Below are 16,604 nucleotides of genomic sequence, written 5' to 3'. Positions count from 1 at the left end.
AAATGATATGACTTTCGTTGATTTTGCTATTGCTTGTCGCGGCTAACGATCAATTTATTGTCGATCCCGCTCACCGATGAATCAACTATCCAGCCGCCACCAAACGCCCGGTACAACGACACCATCGCCACCCCGACTGCCGTTTCGGCTTTGGCGCGTTCGTCGCTGACAGACAGCTTGCTGCGTTGGGCATCCAAAACAGCCAAATAATTCCCTGCGCCGCGACTATACAAGGTATCGACCAGCCGGTAGGCTTTTTCCGCCGAGGCTTCCGCTTCGGTCAGTTTTCCTAAGCTATCGTTCGCGGAACGGTGCGCGACGAAGGCGTTTTCGACATCTTCCAAAGCCAGCAAAAAAGTCTTCTCGTAATTAGCCGCAACTTGCTCCAGCCGCGCATCGGCGGCGGTAATCTGGGCGCGGATGCGTCCGGCATTGAAGATGGGTGCGGAAAGACCCGAGCCCAGCGCGTAAACGCTATCGGCCAGACTCGGAAAACCGCCGACCGCAATCGCGCCTAGACCGCCACTCGCCGACAAAACTATCTTGGGATAAAGATCGGCCCGCGCCGAACCCAGGCTGGCCGCCGCCGCGCTGACTTCGGTTTGCGCCAGACGCAAATCGGGCCGTTGTGCCAGTAAATCAGCCGGTAGCAGGTGCGGCATGGCCGGCGCTTGCTTCGGCAACGGGCCGGCGGCGGCCAGCCGCGTTCCCAGGTTTTCCGGCGGCTCGCCCAGCAATACGCCTAAGCGATGGATCAGGTTTTGCTCGGCGTTGGTCATTCCCGGCAGCGTCGCTTCCGTACCCTGCAACAGCGTTTGCTGACGGGCAAGGTCAGCCTCGTTAGCCAGCCCGGCTTTAACAAATACCTGTACCGTCCGCAAGCGTTCGCGCTGCAAGGCGATATTGTTTTGCAGAATGCCGGTGCGTTGCTGCACGCCGCGCAGCTCCAGATAATTGGTCGCCACCTGGGCCAGCAAACCGACTTGCGCCGCATGCAAGCCTTCCTGGCTGCCTTGGGCTTGCGCGGCGGCGGCTTCCGCTTCCAATTGCCGGCCGCCGAACAAGTCGATTTCCCAGCGCGCCGCCAGTCCGCCGCTGACGGCGTCGGCGGTCGGCGTAATCAATTTGATGCCTTGCCCGCTCGGCACGCCGACGATACGGTCGATACGTTTTTCCCTGCCGCCGGAGACTGAGAAATCGAGGCTGGGATACATCGCCGCTTCGGCAACGGTGACCATCGCGTTGGCTTCGCGAACGCGAGCGGAAGCGATCTTCAAATCGTGGTTAGCGCTTAAGGCCTTGTCTATCAATTCATTCAGCAAGGGGTCGTTGAAACCTTGCCACCACGTCTTTAGATCAACCGCTTCGGTGGTTTGAGCATTGGGCGCGTGTTGCCAGTTTGCCGGGCTATTCAGCGCTACTTGGTCGCCGACGCGGGTTGGCGTACAGGCGATTAGGCTGACCAGTAATAGAAGGGGCAGCGCTGCTAAATATCGTTTATTCATCGTAAAACTCCGTGGGTGCCGCGTAGGGTACGCACTGCGTACCCTACAGCTATTTTTTCTCCCCTCTTTGAAAAAGAGGGGCTGGGGGAGATTTTTTTAATAAATCCCCCTCGATCCCCCTTTTTCAAAGGGGGAAGAATTGTTGGCTTGATGAAAAGCCATTAGGTGAGGGCTTTATGACCTTCGTTCGCACGCTCCACCCTAAACCAAGCCGCATACAGCGCAGGCAGGAAGAACACCGTCAACGCGGTCGCCACCGTCAGCCCGCCCATGATGGCGATGGCCTGCGGGCCGAAGAAATCGTTGCGCGACAGCGGTATCATCGCCAGAATGGCCGCTGCGGCGGTCAGCATGATTGGCCGGAAACGCCGCACCGTCGATTCGACGATGGCCGACCAGGTGTCGAGGCCCGATTTTTCATCCTGATCGATCTGATCCACCAAAATCACCGAGTTGCGCATGATCATGCCGGCCAGCGCCAGGATGCCGAGCAAGGCCACGAAGCCGAACGGCGCCCGGAACAGCAGCAAGCCGAAGGCGGCGCCGATCACGCCCAGCGGCGCGGTGCTGAACACCAGGAATGTCCTGGACAGGTTATGCAACTGCATCATCAACAAGATCAGCGTGACGATCAGCACCAGCGGAATCCAGATCAGAATCGACTTTTGCGCATTCACCGCGTCTTCCTTGGAACCGCCGGTTTCGATGAAATAACCGGCCGGCAGGCTGTCCTGGATCGGTTTAAGTTTCGGGACGATTTCCGCCGCGACGTCCGGGGCCATCTTGCCGTCGGCCACGTCGGCGCGCACCGAGATGGTCGGGAAGCGGTTGCGCCGCCAGCGCACGCCGTCCTCGAACACGGTCTCGAACTTGACGAACTGCGACAGCGCTACCGCCTTGCCATTGGCGGTGCGAACCGCGACATCCGGCAATTCGTCGGCAGCGGTGCGCAATTCAGGGCTGGCCCGCCAGACGATGTCGATCAATTTATCCTGCTCGCGCAATTGCCCGACCGGGATGCCGGTGTAATGCGCCTGCAAGGCTTGCGACAGGCTGGCCGTCGACACGCCGAGGGCGCGGGCCTTGTCCTGATCCAACATCAATCGGAACGACGGCATGCGGTCATGCCAGTCGTCGTTGACGTCCACGGTGCCGGGATGGTTGCGCACGACCTCAGCCACCCGCTCGGCGATGCCGCGCACGATATTGGGGTTTTCGCCGAGCACCCGGAACGCCAGCGGATAATCCATAGGCGGCCCGACATTCAGGCGCTTCACCCGGCCCCTGACATTCGGGAAATCCGTCTCCAGAATCTGCCGGACGCGCTGCATCACCCGTTCGCGGGCCTGGTTATCCTTGGTCATCACCACCAATTCGGCCAGATTGGTATTCGCCAATTGCTGCACAATCAACATGAAAAACCTCGGTGTGCCACTGCCGACATAGCTGGCGACGTGTTCCACGTCTTCGTCCTTAGCCAGCAAAGCCTCCATGCGCTTGGCGGCGGCTTCGGTTTGCTCGAAGGCACTGCCCTCCGGCAACCACAGGTTGACGATGACTTCCGGCCGATTGGACAGCGGGAAGAACTGTTCGGGAACGTGGGTTAACGCCACGACACCGAGACCGAACAAGGCCAGCGTGGCGACAATGACTTTGTTGCGGTGCGCCACGCAGGCATCCACCCAACGCCGCAATCGGTTGTAGAACGGCGTATCGAACAGGTCGTGGATAGGGCCTTCGGCGTTGGCATGCACCTTGAGGATCAGAAATCCCAAATACGGGGTGAACACCACCGCGCCTATCCAGGACAATATCAGCGATATGCCGACCACCTGAAAAATCGCCACGGTATATTCGCCGGCCGAGGATTGCGCCAGCCCCACCGGCAGGAAACCGGCGATGGTGATCAAGGTACCGGTCAGCATCGGGAAAGCCGTGGCAGTATAGGCATAGGTCGCGGCACGCATTCGGTCCCAACCTTCCTCCAGCTTGCGGGCCATCATCTCGACGGCAATCATCGCATCGTCCACCAGCAGGCCCAGCGCCAGAATCAACGCGCCCAAGGAAATACGTTGCAGATCGATGCCGCACAGCAGCATGACCAGCAAGGTAGCGGCCAGCACCAGCGGCACGGTCAGCGCCACCACGGAACCGGTGCGCCAACCCAGGCTCAAAAAGCTCACCACCAACACGGTCGCCAAGGCTTCTAAGAAGGTTTGGCCAAATTCCGCCATCTGGTTTTTCACCACATGCGCTTGATTGGCGACCGGCTCCACGTCCATGCCTAACGGCAATTCGTTTTTGATGCCGGCCAGCGTGTCTTCCAAGGTTTTGCCCAGGGCGATCACGTTGCCTTGCTTGTTCATCGTCACGCCGAGGCCGAGGGCCGGCTTGCCGTTGAAACGCATCTTGAATTCGGCGGGATCGGTAAACCCTCGCGTCACCTTGGCAAAATCGCTGACCTTGAAGGTGCGATCAGCGATGCGCACCGCCATATTGGCGACGCTAGCTTCCGAGTCGAACGCGCCGGTCAGGCGTATCGGCAGGTTGCGTTGCGGAGAAAATACCGTGCCGGCCGGCGCCATGCCGTTCTGTGCCTGCAAAGCCTCAGCAACCGCCGCCGTATCCAGGCCCAGTTCGGCCAGCTTTTTGTCGGAAAACTCGACGAAAATCTTTTCGTCCTGGACGCCGATCAGATCGACCTTCTCGACATCCTTGACCCGCAACAGTTGCTGCCGGACCGAATCGGCCGCCAGTTTCAGATCGGCATAACTAAAACCCTCGCCGGAAAAGGCGTAGATCAGGCTATAGGTATCGCCGAATTCGTCGTTGAAAAACGGCCCTATGCTGTCGGGTGGTAGCGTCATACGGATGTCATCGACCTTCTTGCGCACCTGATACCAAAGTTCGGGAATCTCCTTGGGCGACGTATCCTCGCGCGGGGTGACGAAAATCACCGATTCGCCGGGTTTGGAGTAACTGCGCAGATAATCCAGATTAGGTAACTCCTGGATTTTCTTTTCCAGTCTGTCGGTCAACTGTTGCTCGACTTCCAGCGCGGTGGCGCCGGGGTAGAGGGTTTTGACCACCATGATACGGAAGGTGAACGGCGGATCTTCTTGCTGGCCCAACATGTGATAGGCAAACACCCCACCGAGCACCACCAATGCCAGCATGAAGCCGGTGAAGGAGCGATGTTTGAGCACCCATTCGCTGAGGTTGAATGCTTTCATAGCTGTTCCTCTTTTGCAGCATGCTTAGCCGATGCATTTTCTTCCGGTAAGCGGACAGCCTGGCCTTCGGCGAGACGCTGGACGCCGGCGCTGACCAGCAATTGGCCAGCGCTTACTCCCTCAACGGCAATGCGTTCGCCTCGCTGCGTTTCGCCCAAGCGAACCGGTACGGATTTGACGGTGGCGGCCTGCTCGTCGACCACCCAGACCAAGCGATGATCGGGCTGGTTTTGCGGGGTATAGACGGCGGAAAGCGGGATGGCGATACCGGAAGCGGTGTTCGCCGCGATATGAACGGTCGCCGTCATGCCCAATTGCACGGCGTCCAGGCCTTCGAGCAAGCTGGCCTTGACGCGGTAGGTGCGGCTGGCCGGGTCGGCGGCCGAGGCGATTTCGCGAATTCTGGCCTTGAGTAGCCTATCTTCGTCGGCCCACAACGAAACATTAACTTCTTGTTGGCGCTGGATTTCCGCCAGTCTATGCTCGGGCACGTCGAAATGGATTTCCTTTTCGTCGAGCTGGGCCAGCGTCACCACGGCTTGGCCGGCCGCCAGCACCTGCCCGGCCTCGACAGCCAAGGCCGTGACCACGCCGTCGCGGTCGGCATGCAGCTCGGTATAGCTCAGCTGGTTAAGCGCCTGAGCCAATTGCGCTGCCAGCGCCGCGGTCCGCTCCCGCGCCGTGTTATAAGCGGTTTCGTGGCGCTCGAACTCCGGCGGACTGATGACTTGCTGAGCCAACAGCTCGCGGTATCTCACCAGATCGTCGCGCAAGAACGTGCTGTCGGCCTGGGCGGAAGCCAGCTGAGCCTTAAGGCCCTGCACGGCGAGGCGGTAATCGTTGCCGTCCAGTATTGCCAGCAGTTGGCCTTTGCGCACCGGGTCGCCGACGTCCACTTTGCGCTCCAGCAGTTTACCGGCCACCCGGAAGGATAAGGGCGTCTCAAATCTTGCCCGGACTTCCCCGGCAAAACTTCTGGCGCCGGCGACGACGTTTTGTTCGATGCGAAACACCTTAACCGGGCGGACAACCGATTGTGTGGGTTTGTCCTGGCCGCTGCAGCCGACATTCATCATAAGCGGCAACAACCCAGCCAGCAGCCAGCCTTTGTTGGTGAATTGGAATTGCAGCCGGTCACGGGCAATCGGTGTAAACGGCGTTTTTGGTTTCGGCATGTGGCTGCCTCCTTCGGTAAAAGGTTGGGTGATATTCGAAATAATCATTCGCTGCTGTTATTGATCAGGATGTCGGCGGCCAACTTGGCATCGACGGCTGCACGGGAATTACGCTGCAATGGTTCGGCAAAGCAATGGCCATCAATTAGCCTCTCGCCCGAAAATCAATAATGTCGATGACGCCGAGGCATAGAGCTGGTCTTCTGCATCAATCAGACGGGCTTCGGCAAAAGCGACTCGCTTCCCTAACGACAAAACCCTACCTTCCGCTCTTACCAAGCCCGTGTGCTTGGTCATGGCCTGATGATAGGCAATTTTCAATTCCAAGGTGGTATAGGCCTGCTTTCCGGTTAGTCTGGAATGAACGGCACAGCCGCAGGCGGAATCCAGCAAAGTGGCCGCATAGCCGCCGTGAACGGTGCCCAGGGGGTTATAGGCATGTTCGCCAGGTTTGCCGGCAAACACGGCTTTGCCCAGATCGACTTCCACCAGCTCGAAATCCAGCGACATCAACATTCCCGGCTTACGCTCAGAGGCCATCAGGGCACGCAACTGGTTTAAGCCATTGAGCCCGGCGCCGGTTTCGTTCACAAGACTCATATCGCTACCGTTCCTTCTCGGATATGCTTACCCACTGTCATGGCATTCTTCGATGAATAGATCATGTGCTTATCTTCCAATCATTCAGACTATCGGCAGCTGGTTAAACTGGCGCAAGCTCTTGTCCACCAAGGCTTCCGGCATGAAACGGCGCAGGAAACGCACTTGGGTTGCCTGTTTTCCGGCGGTATAGCGCCTTTTGGGAGCCACGGCAGTCGCGGCTTTCAACACCGTGTCGGCGACCACCTGCGGAGCGTCGCCCGCATTCACGCCATTGCGCATGACCACTTCCATACCGGCACGCACCGAGTCGTAGACGGCCAGCGGTTGATCGGGCTTGGTTAGGCTGGCTTCGAACGCGGTGCGGGTATATCCCGGTTCAACCAGTACCACCCGGATGCCGAAGCTGCGCAGTTCGTGGTCCAGCGATTCGGAATAGCCTTCGACCGCGTGCTTGGTCGCGGCATACAGCGCGTTATAAGGCGCTGGGATAAAACCAAGGGCGGAGCTGATATTGACGATTCTGCCTTTACCTTGGCTGCGCATGGCCGGCAACACGGCATTGGTCACGCGAGTAATGCCAAAGACGTTGACGTCAAACAAAGCCTGGGCTTGCGCGGTGGACGATTCTTCCGCGCCTCCTAGCAAGCCGACGCCGGCATTGTTGACCAGCAGATCGATGCGTCCGGCCTGTTTCAAGACCTCGGCTACCGTGTCGTTTACCGAGGCTTCATCGGTGACGTCGCAGCTCAGCATCGTGATGCCGTCGACGCTTGCCGCTGCCTTGCGGCTGGTGCCGAATACGCGGTAACCCGCGCGTTGCAGGGCCTTGGCCGTTACCAACCCAATGCCAGAGGATGCACCGGTGATCAAGGCTACGGCTTGGTCTTTATTGTTCATATCAAGTCTCCCGTGAGGTGGATTGTCTATCGCTTAAGTGTTACTATCATTTTGAAATCAATGTTACTATCAATTTAATATTAAGTCACTACTAAAAACGTATGAACGATAAAAATATTTGTGCTGATCCTTGCCCTATCGCGCGCAGCCTGGCTTTTCTCGGCGACGCCTGGAGTCTATTGATTCTGCGGGACGCGCATTTTGGCCTGACGCGCTTCGACCAATTTCGGAAAAGCCTGGGTATCGCGCCGACGATGTTGACCCGGCGCTTGGCTACGCTGACAGAGGAAGGTATCTTGGAAAAGCGGCTTTACTCGGAGCGTCCGCCGCGCGAAGAGTATGTGTTGACGGCCGCCGGCCGCGATTTTCTGCCGGTGTTGATCATGATAGGTGCATGGGGTAGCCAACACCGTAGTGGCGGCAAACTGGTGTATATCGAGGACGCCGAAACCGGGCAGGCAATTAAACCGGTGGCCATCGACGAGGTGACGGGCGCAAAGATTGGTTCACGGCCGATTCGCTTTGTGTTGCCGGATGGGGGCTAATCTTTGGCCCATTTCTGCGTATAGACCAACCGCATGTCAAGAGCCGGATTCAGCCAAACACTGCATGGTACTATTCGATCACGACACCGTTTGTTTCATAGAGGATGCAATGACCAGCTATTTCTACGGAGCCTGTCGCCAGTGTTTACAGAGACATAAACAAAGTTCCGCATGATTACGTTGTATCAATTTCCCAGAGCCTGGAACATCCCCAATCCGGGCCAGTTTTGCGTAAAGCTGGAAACCTATCTGCGCATGGCCGGCATCGAATACCGGATTGCCGAAACTTTGCCCCTCTATGCGCCCTTCGGCAAGCTACCGTTCATAGAAGACAACGGCCAAAAGCTTGCTGATAGCCGGGTGATTATCCGCTACCTGCAACACCATTATGGCGACAGCCTGGATGAGCATCTATCGACCGAGCAAAAGGCCATAGCTCTGGCTTGGCAACGCTTATTGGAAGAACATTTGTATTGGGTGTGCATGTATAGCCGTTGGCAATACGGGGCGAAGAATTGGCAAATCAATAAGCAGGCGATCTTCCAAGGTTTACAGCAACCCTTGGCGGATGTGGTGGCCGCACTTTATCGGTTGCGGATTCGGGGGCAACTACGCGGTCAGGGCATTGGTCGGCTACCCACCGCACATATTTTCGAATTGGGTCGGCGCGATGTGGCGGCTGTGTCCGCCGCGCTTCAAGGCAAAACTTTTTTGTTGGGAGACCGGCCCAGCGGCGTCGATGCCTCGGCCTTCGGCGTATTGATCAATCTATTGGCCTGTCCCGTCAGCTCGCCAGTCAAGGATTACGCCTTAACGCAATCCGCGTTAGTCGATTACTGTCGACGCATTCAAGACCGCTATTTTCCCGAGCTGGGCGAACCGACGTTTGGGGAGTGATGGTCCAGCATGGCGCAAGCGGCGCGAATTTCATCCCTTAGCCAGCGGTTGGCAAGATCCTGGTCTTGCAGCGGATGCCAAACCATGACCGTGTCGTAATGCGGTAAATCCAGCGGCAAGGGCACCCATTGCAATGGCAAGTTCCGGACGAATTGCTCGGCCGTTCGTTTGGGAAAAGCCATGACCATGTCCGTTTGTGCCACGATCAACGATGCGGACAGAAAATGCGACACGGTCAGCGCCACTCGCCGCTCGCGGCCGTGTTCCGCCAACCAGCTGTCAACTTGCCCGGTACTGGCGCCGGTTCTGGACACCAGAATATGCGGCAGCTCTATATAGTCTTCTAGCGTCAATGCCCCATTCACTCGCGGATGGCCGATGCGCGCCACACAGACAAAAAAATCGTCGAACAGGCGTTCGCAATGTAGATGCTTGGGGGGAGTTAACATCACCTCAAAACCCAATATCAGGTCTATCTCGCTTTGCTCCAAGGCATTAATAGGAAAGCGGCTGCTGGTACGTTTGAAATGAATATCCACGCCCGGTGCCTGGCGGGCGATGCGCGGCGCCAGTATCGGCAACAGCAAGGCTTCCACGTAATCCGTTGCCGCAATGGTAAAAGCGCGCCGGCAGGTGGCGGGATCGAACGGCGTCGGCGCGCGAATCAAGTTTTCCACATCTTTAATGACCGCCGCTACGGGAGCCACCAGTGACAGGGCGCGTAGCGTCGGTGTCATACCCTCCGGGGTTTTCACCAGCAAGGGGTCTTCCAATTGTTGCCGCAAGCGTTGCAGCACGTGGCTCATTGCCGATTGGCTAATGAACATTTTTTCCGCCGCCCTCGATACATTGCGTTCCTTCATTAGCAGATCGAAGGCGATCAATAGATTCAAATCAAACGTTCTTAAGTCGGCCATGGCTGAGTTTCCGGAATGTAAACGCGGGCTATGTTACCGAAAATGCCTGGGGCGTTTGGCATTAAATATTTTCATAGGCGCATGAATTCTAAGCATTTTACCGTTTGCCGTCTCAGATATAGATTACTCGCCGACGCAGCCGCCGACGATTAGTTCCCCCCAAGGAATTTGCAAGTTAACGCGGTGGCGCGTCGCCTGACTCTCAATCGTGCATCAAGCGCCGGGTTTTGGCGGGATGCTGATTGAGAACAACAAGGTGGTCAGTGGATCACCAAAACTTACTCAATTATCAGGAGAATCATCATGCCTTTGTGGAAAGTCTATCATCCCAGCGGAGCCTTCAGCGCAGAAGACAAACAGGAACTGGCTGAACAAATCACCAACGTCTATGCGGCTGTACCAATCCCAAGATTTTACGCCGTCGTTATTTTCGAAGAAGTGGTTAAAGGTAATTGCTTCGTGGGCGGCGTGCGGAATGACAAGTTTATTCGCTTTAAGGTTGACCAAATCGCCCGGACATTGCCGGGGCCAATCATACGAGAATGGTGGATGCGAACGCTTGACGACGTGATTGCGCCTTTTGTCAAAGCGCGCGGTTTCGATTGGGAGATTTCGATTGACGAAACCCCATTCGATCTTTGGTCGCTACAGGGCGAATTGCCACCGCCGTTCGAGTCGATAGCGGAAAAGCGCTGGGTTGCGGAAAATAAGGCTAGCCCTTACACATACCCAGAAAAACTCCCCGCAGGCCACTTTTTACTGACCCCTGGCGTAACGGGTTGATTGACTATTAACCCGGTCCTACTTATCACCGGTATTCCGTTCGGGCTGAGCGGAAGCCCTGGCTGGCTTGCCTTTCGACAGGGCAAACAGGATTTAAGGGCCGGGTTAATAATGCCGAAGTCGTCTGAGACGCTTAGACTTATATTAGCGGCTGATCAGACAACCTAGCGGGCATTTACTCGCCCGCAATCGCCATCTGTTCCAGCAAAATCGAGCCAACCCGGATATTACCGCGCAAATCCACATCGTTGCCGATGGCGACGATGTTACGCAGCATGGACTTTAAATTTCCGGCGATCGTGATTTCTTGCACCGGATACTGGACCACGCCGTTTTCCACCCAAAACCCCGAGGCGCCGCGCGAATAATCGCCGGTCACCCGGTTCACGCCCTGCCCCATCAATTCGGTGACCAGCAAACCGGTGTCCAGCAATTTCAGCATGCCGGCAAAATCGTTGCTGCCGGGTTCGACGGTCAGATTGTGCACGCCGCCGGCATTGCCGGTGGTTTGCATGCCCAACTTGCGGGCCGAGTAGGTGCTGAGCACGTACGATCTTAAAATACCGTCGCTGACAATATCCCTGGCCTTAGTCGCGACACCTTCCGAGTCGTAACTGGCGCTGCCCAGCGCACCGCGCAGGAAGGGTTGCTCATGAATGCGCACGAAATCCGGCAAAATTTGCGTATCCAGCGTATCCAGCAAAAACGAAGATTTGCGATATAAACTGCCGCCGCTGATCGCACCGATCAACGCCCCGATCAAACCGGACGCCATTTCGGATGCAAACAATACCGGGCATTGCCGCGTACTCAGACTACGGGCGTTCAAGCGAGCTATGGTGCGTTGCGCGGTTTTTTCGCCGACTTGTCTGGCCGATTCCAGAGCTGCCGCATCACGCGCCACGCTGTACCAATAATCGCGCTGCATCCCGTCGCCGCTGCCGGCCAGCACCGAACAACTCAACGAATGTCGGCTGGATTGGTAACCTTGCAAAAAGCCCAGCGAATTGCCGAATACCCGCGTACCTTGATGCGTATTCACCGACGCGCCTTCGGAATTGCTTATCGCTTTATCGTAGCCGCGGGCGATGTTTTCGCATTCGATGGCGATATTGATGGCTTGTTCGGCGTTAATATCCCAGGGATGGTTCAGATCCAGATCCGGAAACTCGGTTGCCAATAACTCGGCATCCGGCAAGCCGGAATAGGCGTCGTCGCTGGCGTAACGGGCGATACTGCAGGCGGCCTTGACGGTTTCTTTTAGCGAATCACTGGAAATATCGTTGGTACTGGCCGAGCCCTTTTTCTGGCCGAAATAAACGGTAACCCCGATGCCTTGATCGCAGTGATACTCGACGGTTTCCACTTCCCCTAGCCGCGCCGACACCGACAGCCCGTTGTCTACGCTGAACGCCGCTTCGGCGCCACTGGCGCCTTGTTGTTTGGCTTCGTCCAATAACTGTTGAACGACATTTTTTAAGCGATTAATTTCTTCCTGATTTTGCACGGTAAGTCTCTTAGAATTCGATTGCAGGTGTGGGCCGAGCGGCCCGAGGCATTAAACGCTGGTACCGCCGACGGTTAGCCCATCGATTTTCAAGGTGGGCTGACCGACGCCGACCGGTACGCTTTGCCCGTCCTTGCCGCAAGTGCCGACACCGCTATCCAGGGCCATGTCGTTGCCGACCATGGATACTTTGGTCAACACGTCCGGACCATTACCAATTAGCGTGGCACCTTTCACTGGGCGGGTAATTTTGCCGTCCTCGATCAAGTAGGCTTCGCTGGTGGAAAACACAAATTTGCCGGAGGTAATATCCACTTGGCCGCCGCCAAAGTTACGGGCGTACAAGCCTTTCTTAACCGAACGGATAATTTCTTCCGGATCGCTCTGCCCCGGCAGCATGTAGGTATTGGTCATGCGCGGCATCGGCAAATGCGCGTATGATTCGCGGCGGCCGTTGCCGGTGGGTTTTACGCCCATCAAGCGCGCATTGAGCTTGTCTTGCATATAGCCTTTTAAAATACCTTTTTCGATGAGCACGGTGTTCTCGGTGGGCGTGCCTTCGTCGTCGATATTCAAGGAACCGCGCCGACCAACCAAAGTGCCGTCATCCACCACGGTGCATAAATCCGACGCCACCCGCTCGCCGACTCTACCACTAAACGCCGAAGTGCCTTTGCGGTTGAAGTCGCCTTCCAAACCGTGGCCGATCGCTTCGTGCAACAAAATCCCCGGCCAGCCCGGCCCCAACACCACGGTCATATTGCCGGCCGGTGCTTCCTGGGCCTGCAAATTAACCTGGGCCAAACGCACCGCTTCGCGGCCGTATTCGAACGCCCGGTCATTTTCCAGAAAAAAGCTGTAATCGCTACGCCCGCCGCCGCCCATGCTGCCCTGCTCGCGGCGACCGTTTTCGACCATAATCACCGTCACGTTCATCCGCACCAAGGGCCGCACATCGGCCGCCAACGAGCCATCCTGATTGGCAATCAGCACGCTGTCATAAGCCGCAATCAAGCTGACCATCACTTCTTCGATACGACTGTCCAACTTGCGGGTTTCGCTATCGACACGTTTTAGTAAGTCGATTTTTGCCTGATCGTCCAGAGACTTCAACGGATTAACCGGTTGGTATAACTGCGGCCAACTCTTGGCGACTTCGATCTGGCGCCGCGCCTGCTGACCGTGTCTGACAATGGCTTTGACGTTATTGGCGGCCTCCAGCAGAATCGGCAATTCGATGCGGTCGCTGTAAGCAAAGCCGGTCTTATCGCCGCTCACCACACGTACCCCGGCGCCGTGTTCTATGGAATGACTACCTTCCTTGATAATGCCGCCCTCCATGGACCAGGACTCGAAATGACTGGACTGAAAATAAATATCGGCGGCGTCGACCGGCGCACTGAGCAGCGCCGCCATCACCCGGTCGACGTCCTGGGTTTGCAGGCCGTTGCCGGCCAGAATGGATTGGGTAACTTGTTCTAGTAATGGCATAAGAAAATTAAAAATAAAACGGTTTCGTCAACTGTGCACGCCATCACATCACGAAAAATGACGCGATATAAGCAACAGCCACGGCAGTAAAAGCGATAGTCACCTTGTCCCTTATCGTCAGCGACAGCCAATACAACTCTAATTCGGTCTTCCGCCGTACCCAGGTATTCAAAAGCATTTGCTTAAAAGAGGCCCAAAGCCGGGGAACTAATTTCGAAAGTCGATAAAAACCGAACCAGGCAATGGTGACCAAAATATAAAAGGTCACTACCTGGCTACCGTGGCGGTCGGACTCGAATAGATACTCGATGATTTCACCGACATCCAAAACGTGGAATACCAATTCGACGGCTTCTTCAATACCTAATTCGACATACTCGAAGGCCACATGAAATCCTTCGAACACCAGATGCATCAATTCACCCAGCAGCTCCAGCGTCACATCGTACATGACGATAGCGAGTACCACAAAACCGACGATGATCAAGTCGAGATTCTTTCTAATCATGGCTAATTCCTTACCGCGCTCGCCACTGTCGCTTCGGGCACCTGCCACTCTACCCGCCAATGCCCCCGGCCATCCGCCAACGCTTGATTCAAGCAAGGCAACAAGGCTTCGGCTTGACTATCCAGTTGCCACGGCGGATTGATGAATAACATGCCGGAACCGGTCATGCCGCGCCCCGGCCCATCATCGGCTATACAATGCTCGATGCGCAGTTGGCGAGGAATACCGCTTTGCTCTAGTTGCCGCATGAAGTTTTCAGTGGCCGTGCGGTCGATGACCGGATACCACAGCGCATAAACACCGGTAGCGAAGTGTTTATATGAGGTCGTCAGCGCTGCGATGATTTTTTTGTATTCGTCGCGCATTTCGTAACTGGGATCGATCAGAATCAAGCCGCGCTTTTGGATGGGTGGTAATTTTTTGCTCAAGGTTTGCAAGCCGTCTTCCTTGGAGACGCTGACCTGCTTGTCGCCGGCGAACAATTGCTGAAGGGCTTCAACATCGCTGCTATGCAATTCGGACAATACCAAGCGATCTTGTTGCCTGACCAAACGCTTGACCAATTGCGGCGAGCCGGGGTAGCGCACCAGTTGCCGTCCGGTGTTTTCCGCACGTACTGCGGATAGATAATCTTTTAATTCCGGCGGCGCGTCCTGGCTGTCCCAAAGTTTGGCGATGCCTTGCTGGTATTCGCCGGTTTTTTGGGCAAACTCGGATTTAAAAGAATATTTACCGGCTCCGGCGTGGGTATCGATGTAAACAAACGGTTTGTCTTTCTGTTTCAAAGCGTTGATCGCCAGCGTCAGCAGACTGTGCTTTAAAACATCGGCAAAATTGCCGGCGTGGAAGCCGTGGCGGTAACTAAGCATGCTGTTCACCCATTATTATTGTTATTCCATTCCGTTCAATTTCAGCTTAATTTGGCTCTGAACATAAAAAACACCGCGCCCAGCAAACATAGCCCGGCCCAGAGATAATCCAGTTTCAACGGTTCTTTCATGTAATACACCGAGAACGGTACAAAGACGCTCAGCGCTATCACTTCCTGCATAATTTTCAGTTGGGCAACACTGCACTGCGTGTATCCGATACGATTGGCGGGCACTTGTAACAGATATTCGAATAGGGCGATGCCCCAACTGACGAATGCGGCCAGCAACCAGGGCTTGTTATTCAATTCCTTCAGATGTGCGTACCAGGCAAAGGTCATAAAGACGTTGCTGCATATCAATAAGCCGGCGGAGACCAGGATGGCATTCATGCTGATTCAATTGTTAGTTGCTGATAGCGTTGTTTGTAATCGTTGACGGCTTGGGCCCGCAATTTGCGGATAGCGATACCAATCTGCTCGCCTTGCAAGCCTTTCAGCAAAGCCGCCGAGGTATCGACAGCCGTGGCCGCCAGTGCCGCCGAGCGAATGTAGTCGGCTTGCGGGTAGGGCCGGTCTTCGAATCCGGTCCGGCCGCGCGCGTCGGCTTCGCACGCCTGGAGAAATTCAGCCAAATGGCTATCGGGCTTGAATGCGCCCAGGGTTTGCAACATATCGGTCAAGGTATCCGCCCGCAATTCCAAAGCCCGGTGGCAATGGGTGTGGTATTGCATGACCTGCGCACACAGCGATTTAAAATGATTCGGCACCCGCAATCTTTGGCACAGTTTGGCAAGCACCGGCAAACCTTTTTGCTCATGCCCATGATGGCTGGGCCAATGCTGGCTGGGGGTCAAGGCCTTACCTAGATCATGTAACAAGGCCGCCAGGCGTACCTCTGGCTTTTCGGAAAGCCGCGCCGCCTGCTCCAGCACCATCAAGGCATGCACGCCGGTATCGATTTCCGGATGATATTTCTCCGGCTGCGGTACGCCGAATAAAGCGTCGAGCTCGGGAAAAACCACTCGCAAAGCGCCACAGTCTTTCAATACCTGAAAAAACGCCGCCGGCGTTCGCTCCAATAAGGCTTTGTGCAACTCGGCCCACACCCGCTCGGCAACCAGAAAATCCGCTTCGCCGGCCACCACCATCTTGCGCATCAATTCCAGCGTTTCCTCGGCGACAGTAAAGCCCAAATGGGCATAACGGGCAGCGAAACGAGCCACACGCAAGATCCGCACCGGGTCTTCACTAAAAGCGGGTGACACATGGCGCAAGATGCGGTTTTCCAAATCGCGCCGTCCATGAAACGGATCAATCAATTCGCCGTCATCCGTCATTGCCATTGCATTGACGGTTAAATCCCGTCGCAATAAATCCTCTTCCAGCGTCACATCCGGTGAGGCATGCACCGCAAATCCCTTGTAACCCGGGGCCGTTTTACGCTCGGTACGCGCCAAGGCATATTCTTCGTGATCGATAGGATGCAAAAATACCGGGAAGTCTTTGCCGACCGGCCGAAAACCGGCGGCCAGCATACTGTCCGCAGTCTCACCTACCACCAGCCAGTCACGCTCCTTAACCGGAAAATCCAGCAAACGGTCGCGAACTGCGCCGCCGACCAGATACGTTTTCATGCCTTAGCCACTCGCCTACTTAATGGATCAAAAGACAC

The 16,604-nt window shown here is 56.1% G+C and carries 15 protein-coding genes; 3 read left to right on the top strand and 12 right to left on the bottom strand.

Annotation, left to right across the window (positions count from 1 at the left end; all coding sequences use genetic code 11):
• Positions 1 to 26: 26 nt before the first annotated feature.
• The 5 genes from DDY07_RS21405 to DDY07_RS21385 all read right to left on the bottom strand — a co-directional run bounded on the left by DDY07_RS21405 (position 27) and on the right by DDY07_RS21385 (position 7,413).
• Positions 27 to 1,505, bottom strand: a complete 1,479-nt coding sequence (locus DDY07_RS21405) for an efflux transporter outer membrane subunit (RefSeq protein WP_171697364.1) — start codon at positions 1,503 to 1,505, stop codon at positions 27 to 29.
• A gap of 161 nt (positions 1,506 to 1,666) precedes the next feature.
• The gene (locus DDY07_RS21400) at positions 1,667 to 4,738 is read right to left on the bottom strand and encodes an efflux RND transporter permease subunit (protein WP_171697363.1); all 3,072 of its coding nucleotides are present in this window, start codon (positions 4,736 to 4,738) and stop codon (positions 1,667 to 1,669) included.
• The gene (locus tag DDY07_RS21395; protein WP_253734571.1) at positions 4,735 to 5,913 is read right to left on the bottom strand and encodes an efflux RND transporter periplasmic adaptor subunit; all 1,179 of its coding nucleotides are present in this window, start codon (positions 5,911 to 5,913) and stop codon (positions 4,735 to 4,737) included. Before DDY07_RS21395 ends, DDY07_RS21400 begins: the two co-directional genes overlap by 4 nt.
• A 141-nt stretch (positions 5,914 to 6,054) precedes the next feature.
• Complete coding sequence (locus DDY07_RS21390; protein WP_171697362.1) at positions 6,055 to 6,513, bottom strand: PaaI family thioesterase; 459 nt, start codon at positions 6,511 to 6,513, stop codon at positions 6,055 to 6,057.
• 84 nt (positions 6,514 to 6,597) lie between these two features.
• Positions 6,598 to 7,413 (bottom strand): oxidoreductase, encoded by an 816-nt coding sequence (locus DDY07_RS21385; protein WP_171697361.1) that lies wholly within the window; start codon positions 7,411 to 7,413, stop codon positions 6,598 to 6,600.
• A 101-nt stretch (positions 7,414 to 7,514) separates the two neighbouring features.
• On the opposite strand from DDY07_RS21385, the gene DDY07_RS21380 reads away from it, so the two are divergent.
• Both DDY07_RS21380 and DDY07_RS21375 read left to right on the top strand, forming a co-directional pair.
• A complete protein-coding gene (locus DDY07_RS21380) occupies positions 7,515 to 7,958 on the top strand; it encodes a helix-turn-helix domain-containing protein (protein ID WP_101053249.1) in 444 nt (147 codons plus the stop codon).
• 171 nt (positions 7,959 to 8,129) lie between these two features.
• The gene (locus tag DDY07_RS21375; protein ID WP_171697360.1) at positions 8,130 to 8,855 is read left to right on the top strand and encodes a glutathione S-transferase family protein; all 726 of its coding nucleotides are present in this window, start codon (positions 8,130 to 8,132) and stop codon (positions 8,853 to 8,855) included.
• Here DDY07_RS21375 and DDY07_RS21370 read toward each other — a convergent pair.
• Positions 8,816 to 9,772: a LysR family transcriptional regulator gene (locus DDY07_RS21370; RefSeq protein ID WP_171697359.1), complete on the bottom strand. Its 957-nt coding sequence runs from the start codon at positions 9,770 to 9,772 to the stop codon at positions 8,816 to 8,818. The genes DDY07_RS21375 and DDY07_RS21370 overlap by 40 nt on opposite strands.
• 303 nt (positions 9,773 to 10,075) lie before the next feature.
• Here DDY07_RS21370 and DDY07_RS21365 point away from each other — a divergent pair, with 303 nt between their 5' ends.
• A complete protein-coding gene (locus tag DDY07_RS21365) occupies positions 10,076 to 10,555 on the top strand; it encodes a tautomerase family protein (RefSeq protein WP_171697358.1) in 480 nt (159 codons plus the stop codon).
• Between the two features lie 175 nt (positions 10,556 to 10,730).
• On the opposite strand, the gene pmbA is transcribed toward DDY07_RS21365, so the two are convergent.
• From pmbA to DDY07_RS21335, 6 genes are read right to left on the bottom strand one after another with little or no spacing between them, the layout of a single operon-like run.
• Entirely contained in the window at positions 10,731 to 12,062 is a 1,332-nt protein-coding gene (gene pmbA / locus DDY07_RS21360) for a metalloprotease PmbA (RefSeq protein WP_171697357.1), read from the bottom strand.
• Positions 12,063 to 12,113: 51 nt separating this feature from the next.
• Positions 12,114 to 13,553: a metalloprotease TldD gene (tldD, locus tag DDY07_RS21355; protein ID WP_101053255.1), complete on the bottom strand. Its 1,440-nt coding sequence runs from the start codon at positions 13,551 to 13,553 to the stop codon at positions 12,114 to 12,116.
• A 43-nt stretch (positions 13,554 to 13,596) separates the two neighbouring features.
• Positions 13,597 to 14,061 carry a hypothetical protein gene (locus DDY07_RS21350; RefSeq protein WP_033159385.1) on the bottom strand — a complete coding sequence of 155 codons (465 nt, stop codon included), beginning with the start codon at positions 14,059 to 14,061 and terminating at the stop codon, positions 13,597 to 13,599.
• Positions 14,062 to 14,063: 2 nt separating this feature from the next.
• Positions 14,064 to 14,930, bottom strand: coding sequence for a 23S rRNA (adenine(2030)-N(6))-methyltransferase RlmJ (locus DDY07_RS21345; RefSeq protein WP_171697356.1), 867 nt, complete (start codon positions 14,928 to 14,930; stop codon positions 14,064 to 14,066).
• A gap of 41 nt (positions 14,931 to 14,971) precedes the next feature.
• The gene (locus DDY07_RS21340; protein WP_033159387.1) at positions 14,972 to 15,322 is read right to left on the bottom strand and encodes a DMT family protein; all 351 of its coding nucleotides are present in this window, start codon (positions 15,320 to 15,322) and stop codon (positions 14,972 to 14,974) included.
• A complete protein-coding gene (locus DDY07_RS21335) occupies positions 15,319 to 16,566 on the bottom strand; it encodes a multifunctional CCA addition/repair protein (RefSeq protein WP_171697355.1) in 1,248 nt (415 codons plus the stop codon). The genes DDY07_RS21340 and DDY07_RS21335 overlap by 4 nt, the downstream gene beginning before the upstream one ends.
• Between the last annotated feature and the right edge of the window lie 38 nt (positions 16,567 to 16,604).

Source organism: Methylomonas sp. ZR1 (genome assembly GCF_013141865.1).
Taxonomy (GTDB): domain Bacteria; phylum Pseudomonadota; class Gammaproteobacteria; order Methylococcales; family Methylomonadaceae; genus Methylomonas.
Note: the sequence above shows the minus strand (reverse complement) of the source record. Positions and strands in the feature narration are given on the sequence as shown.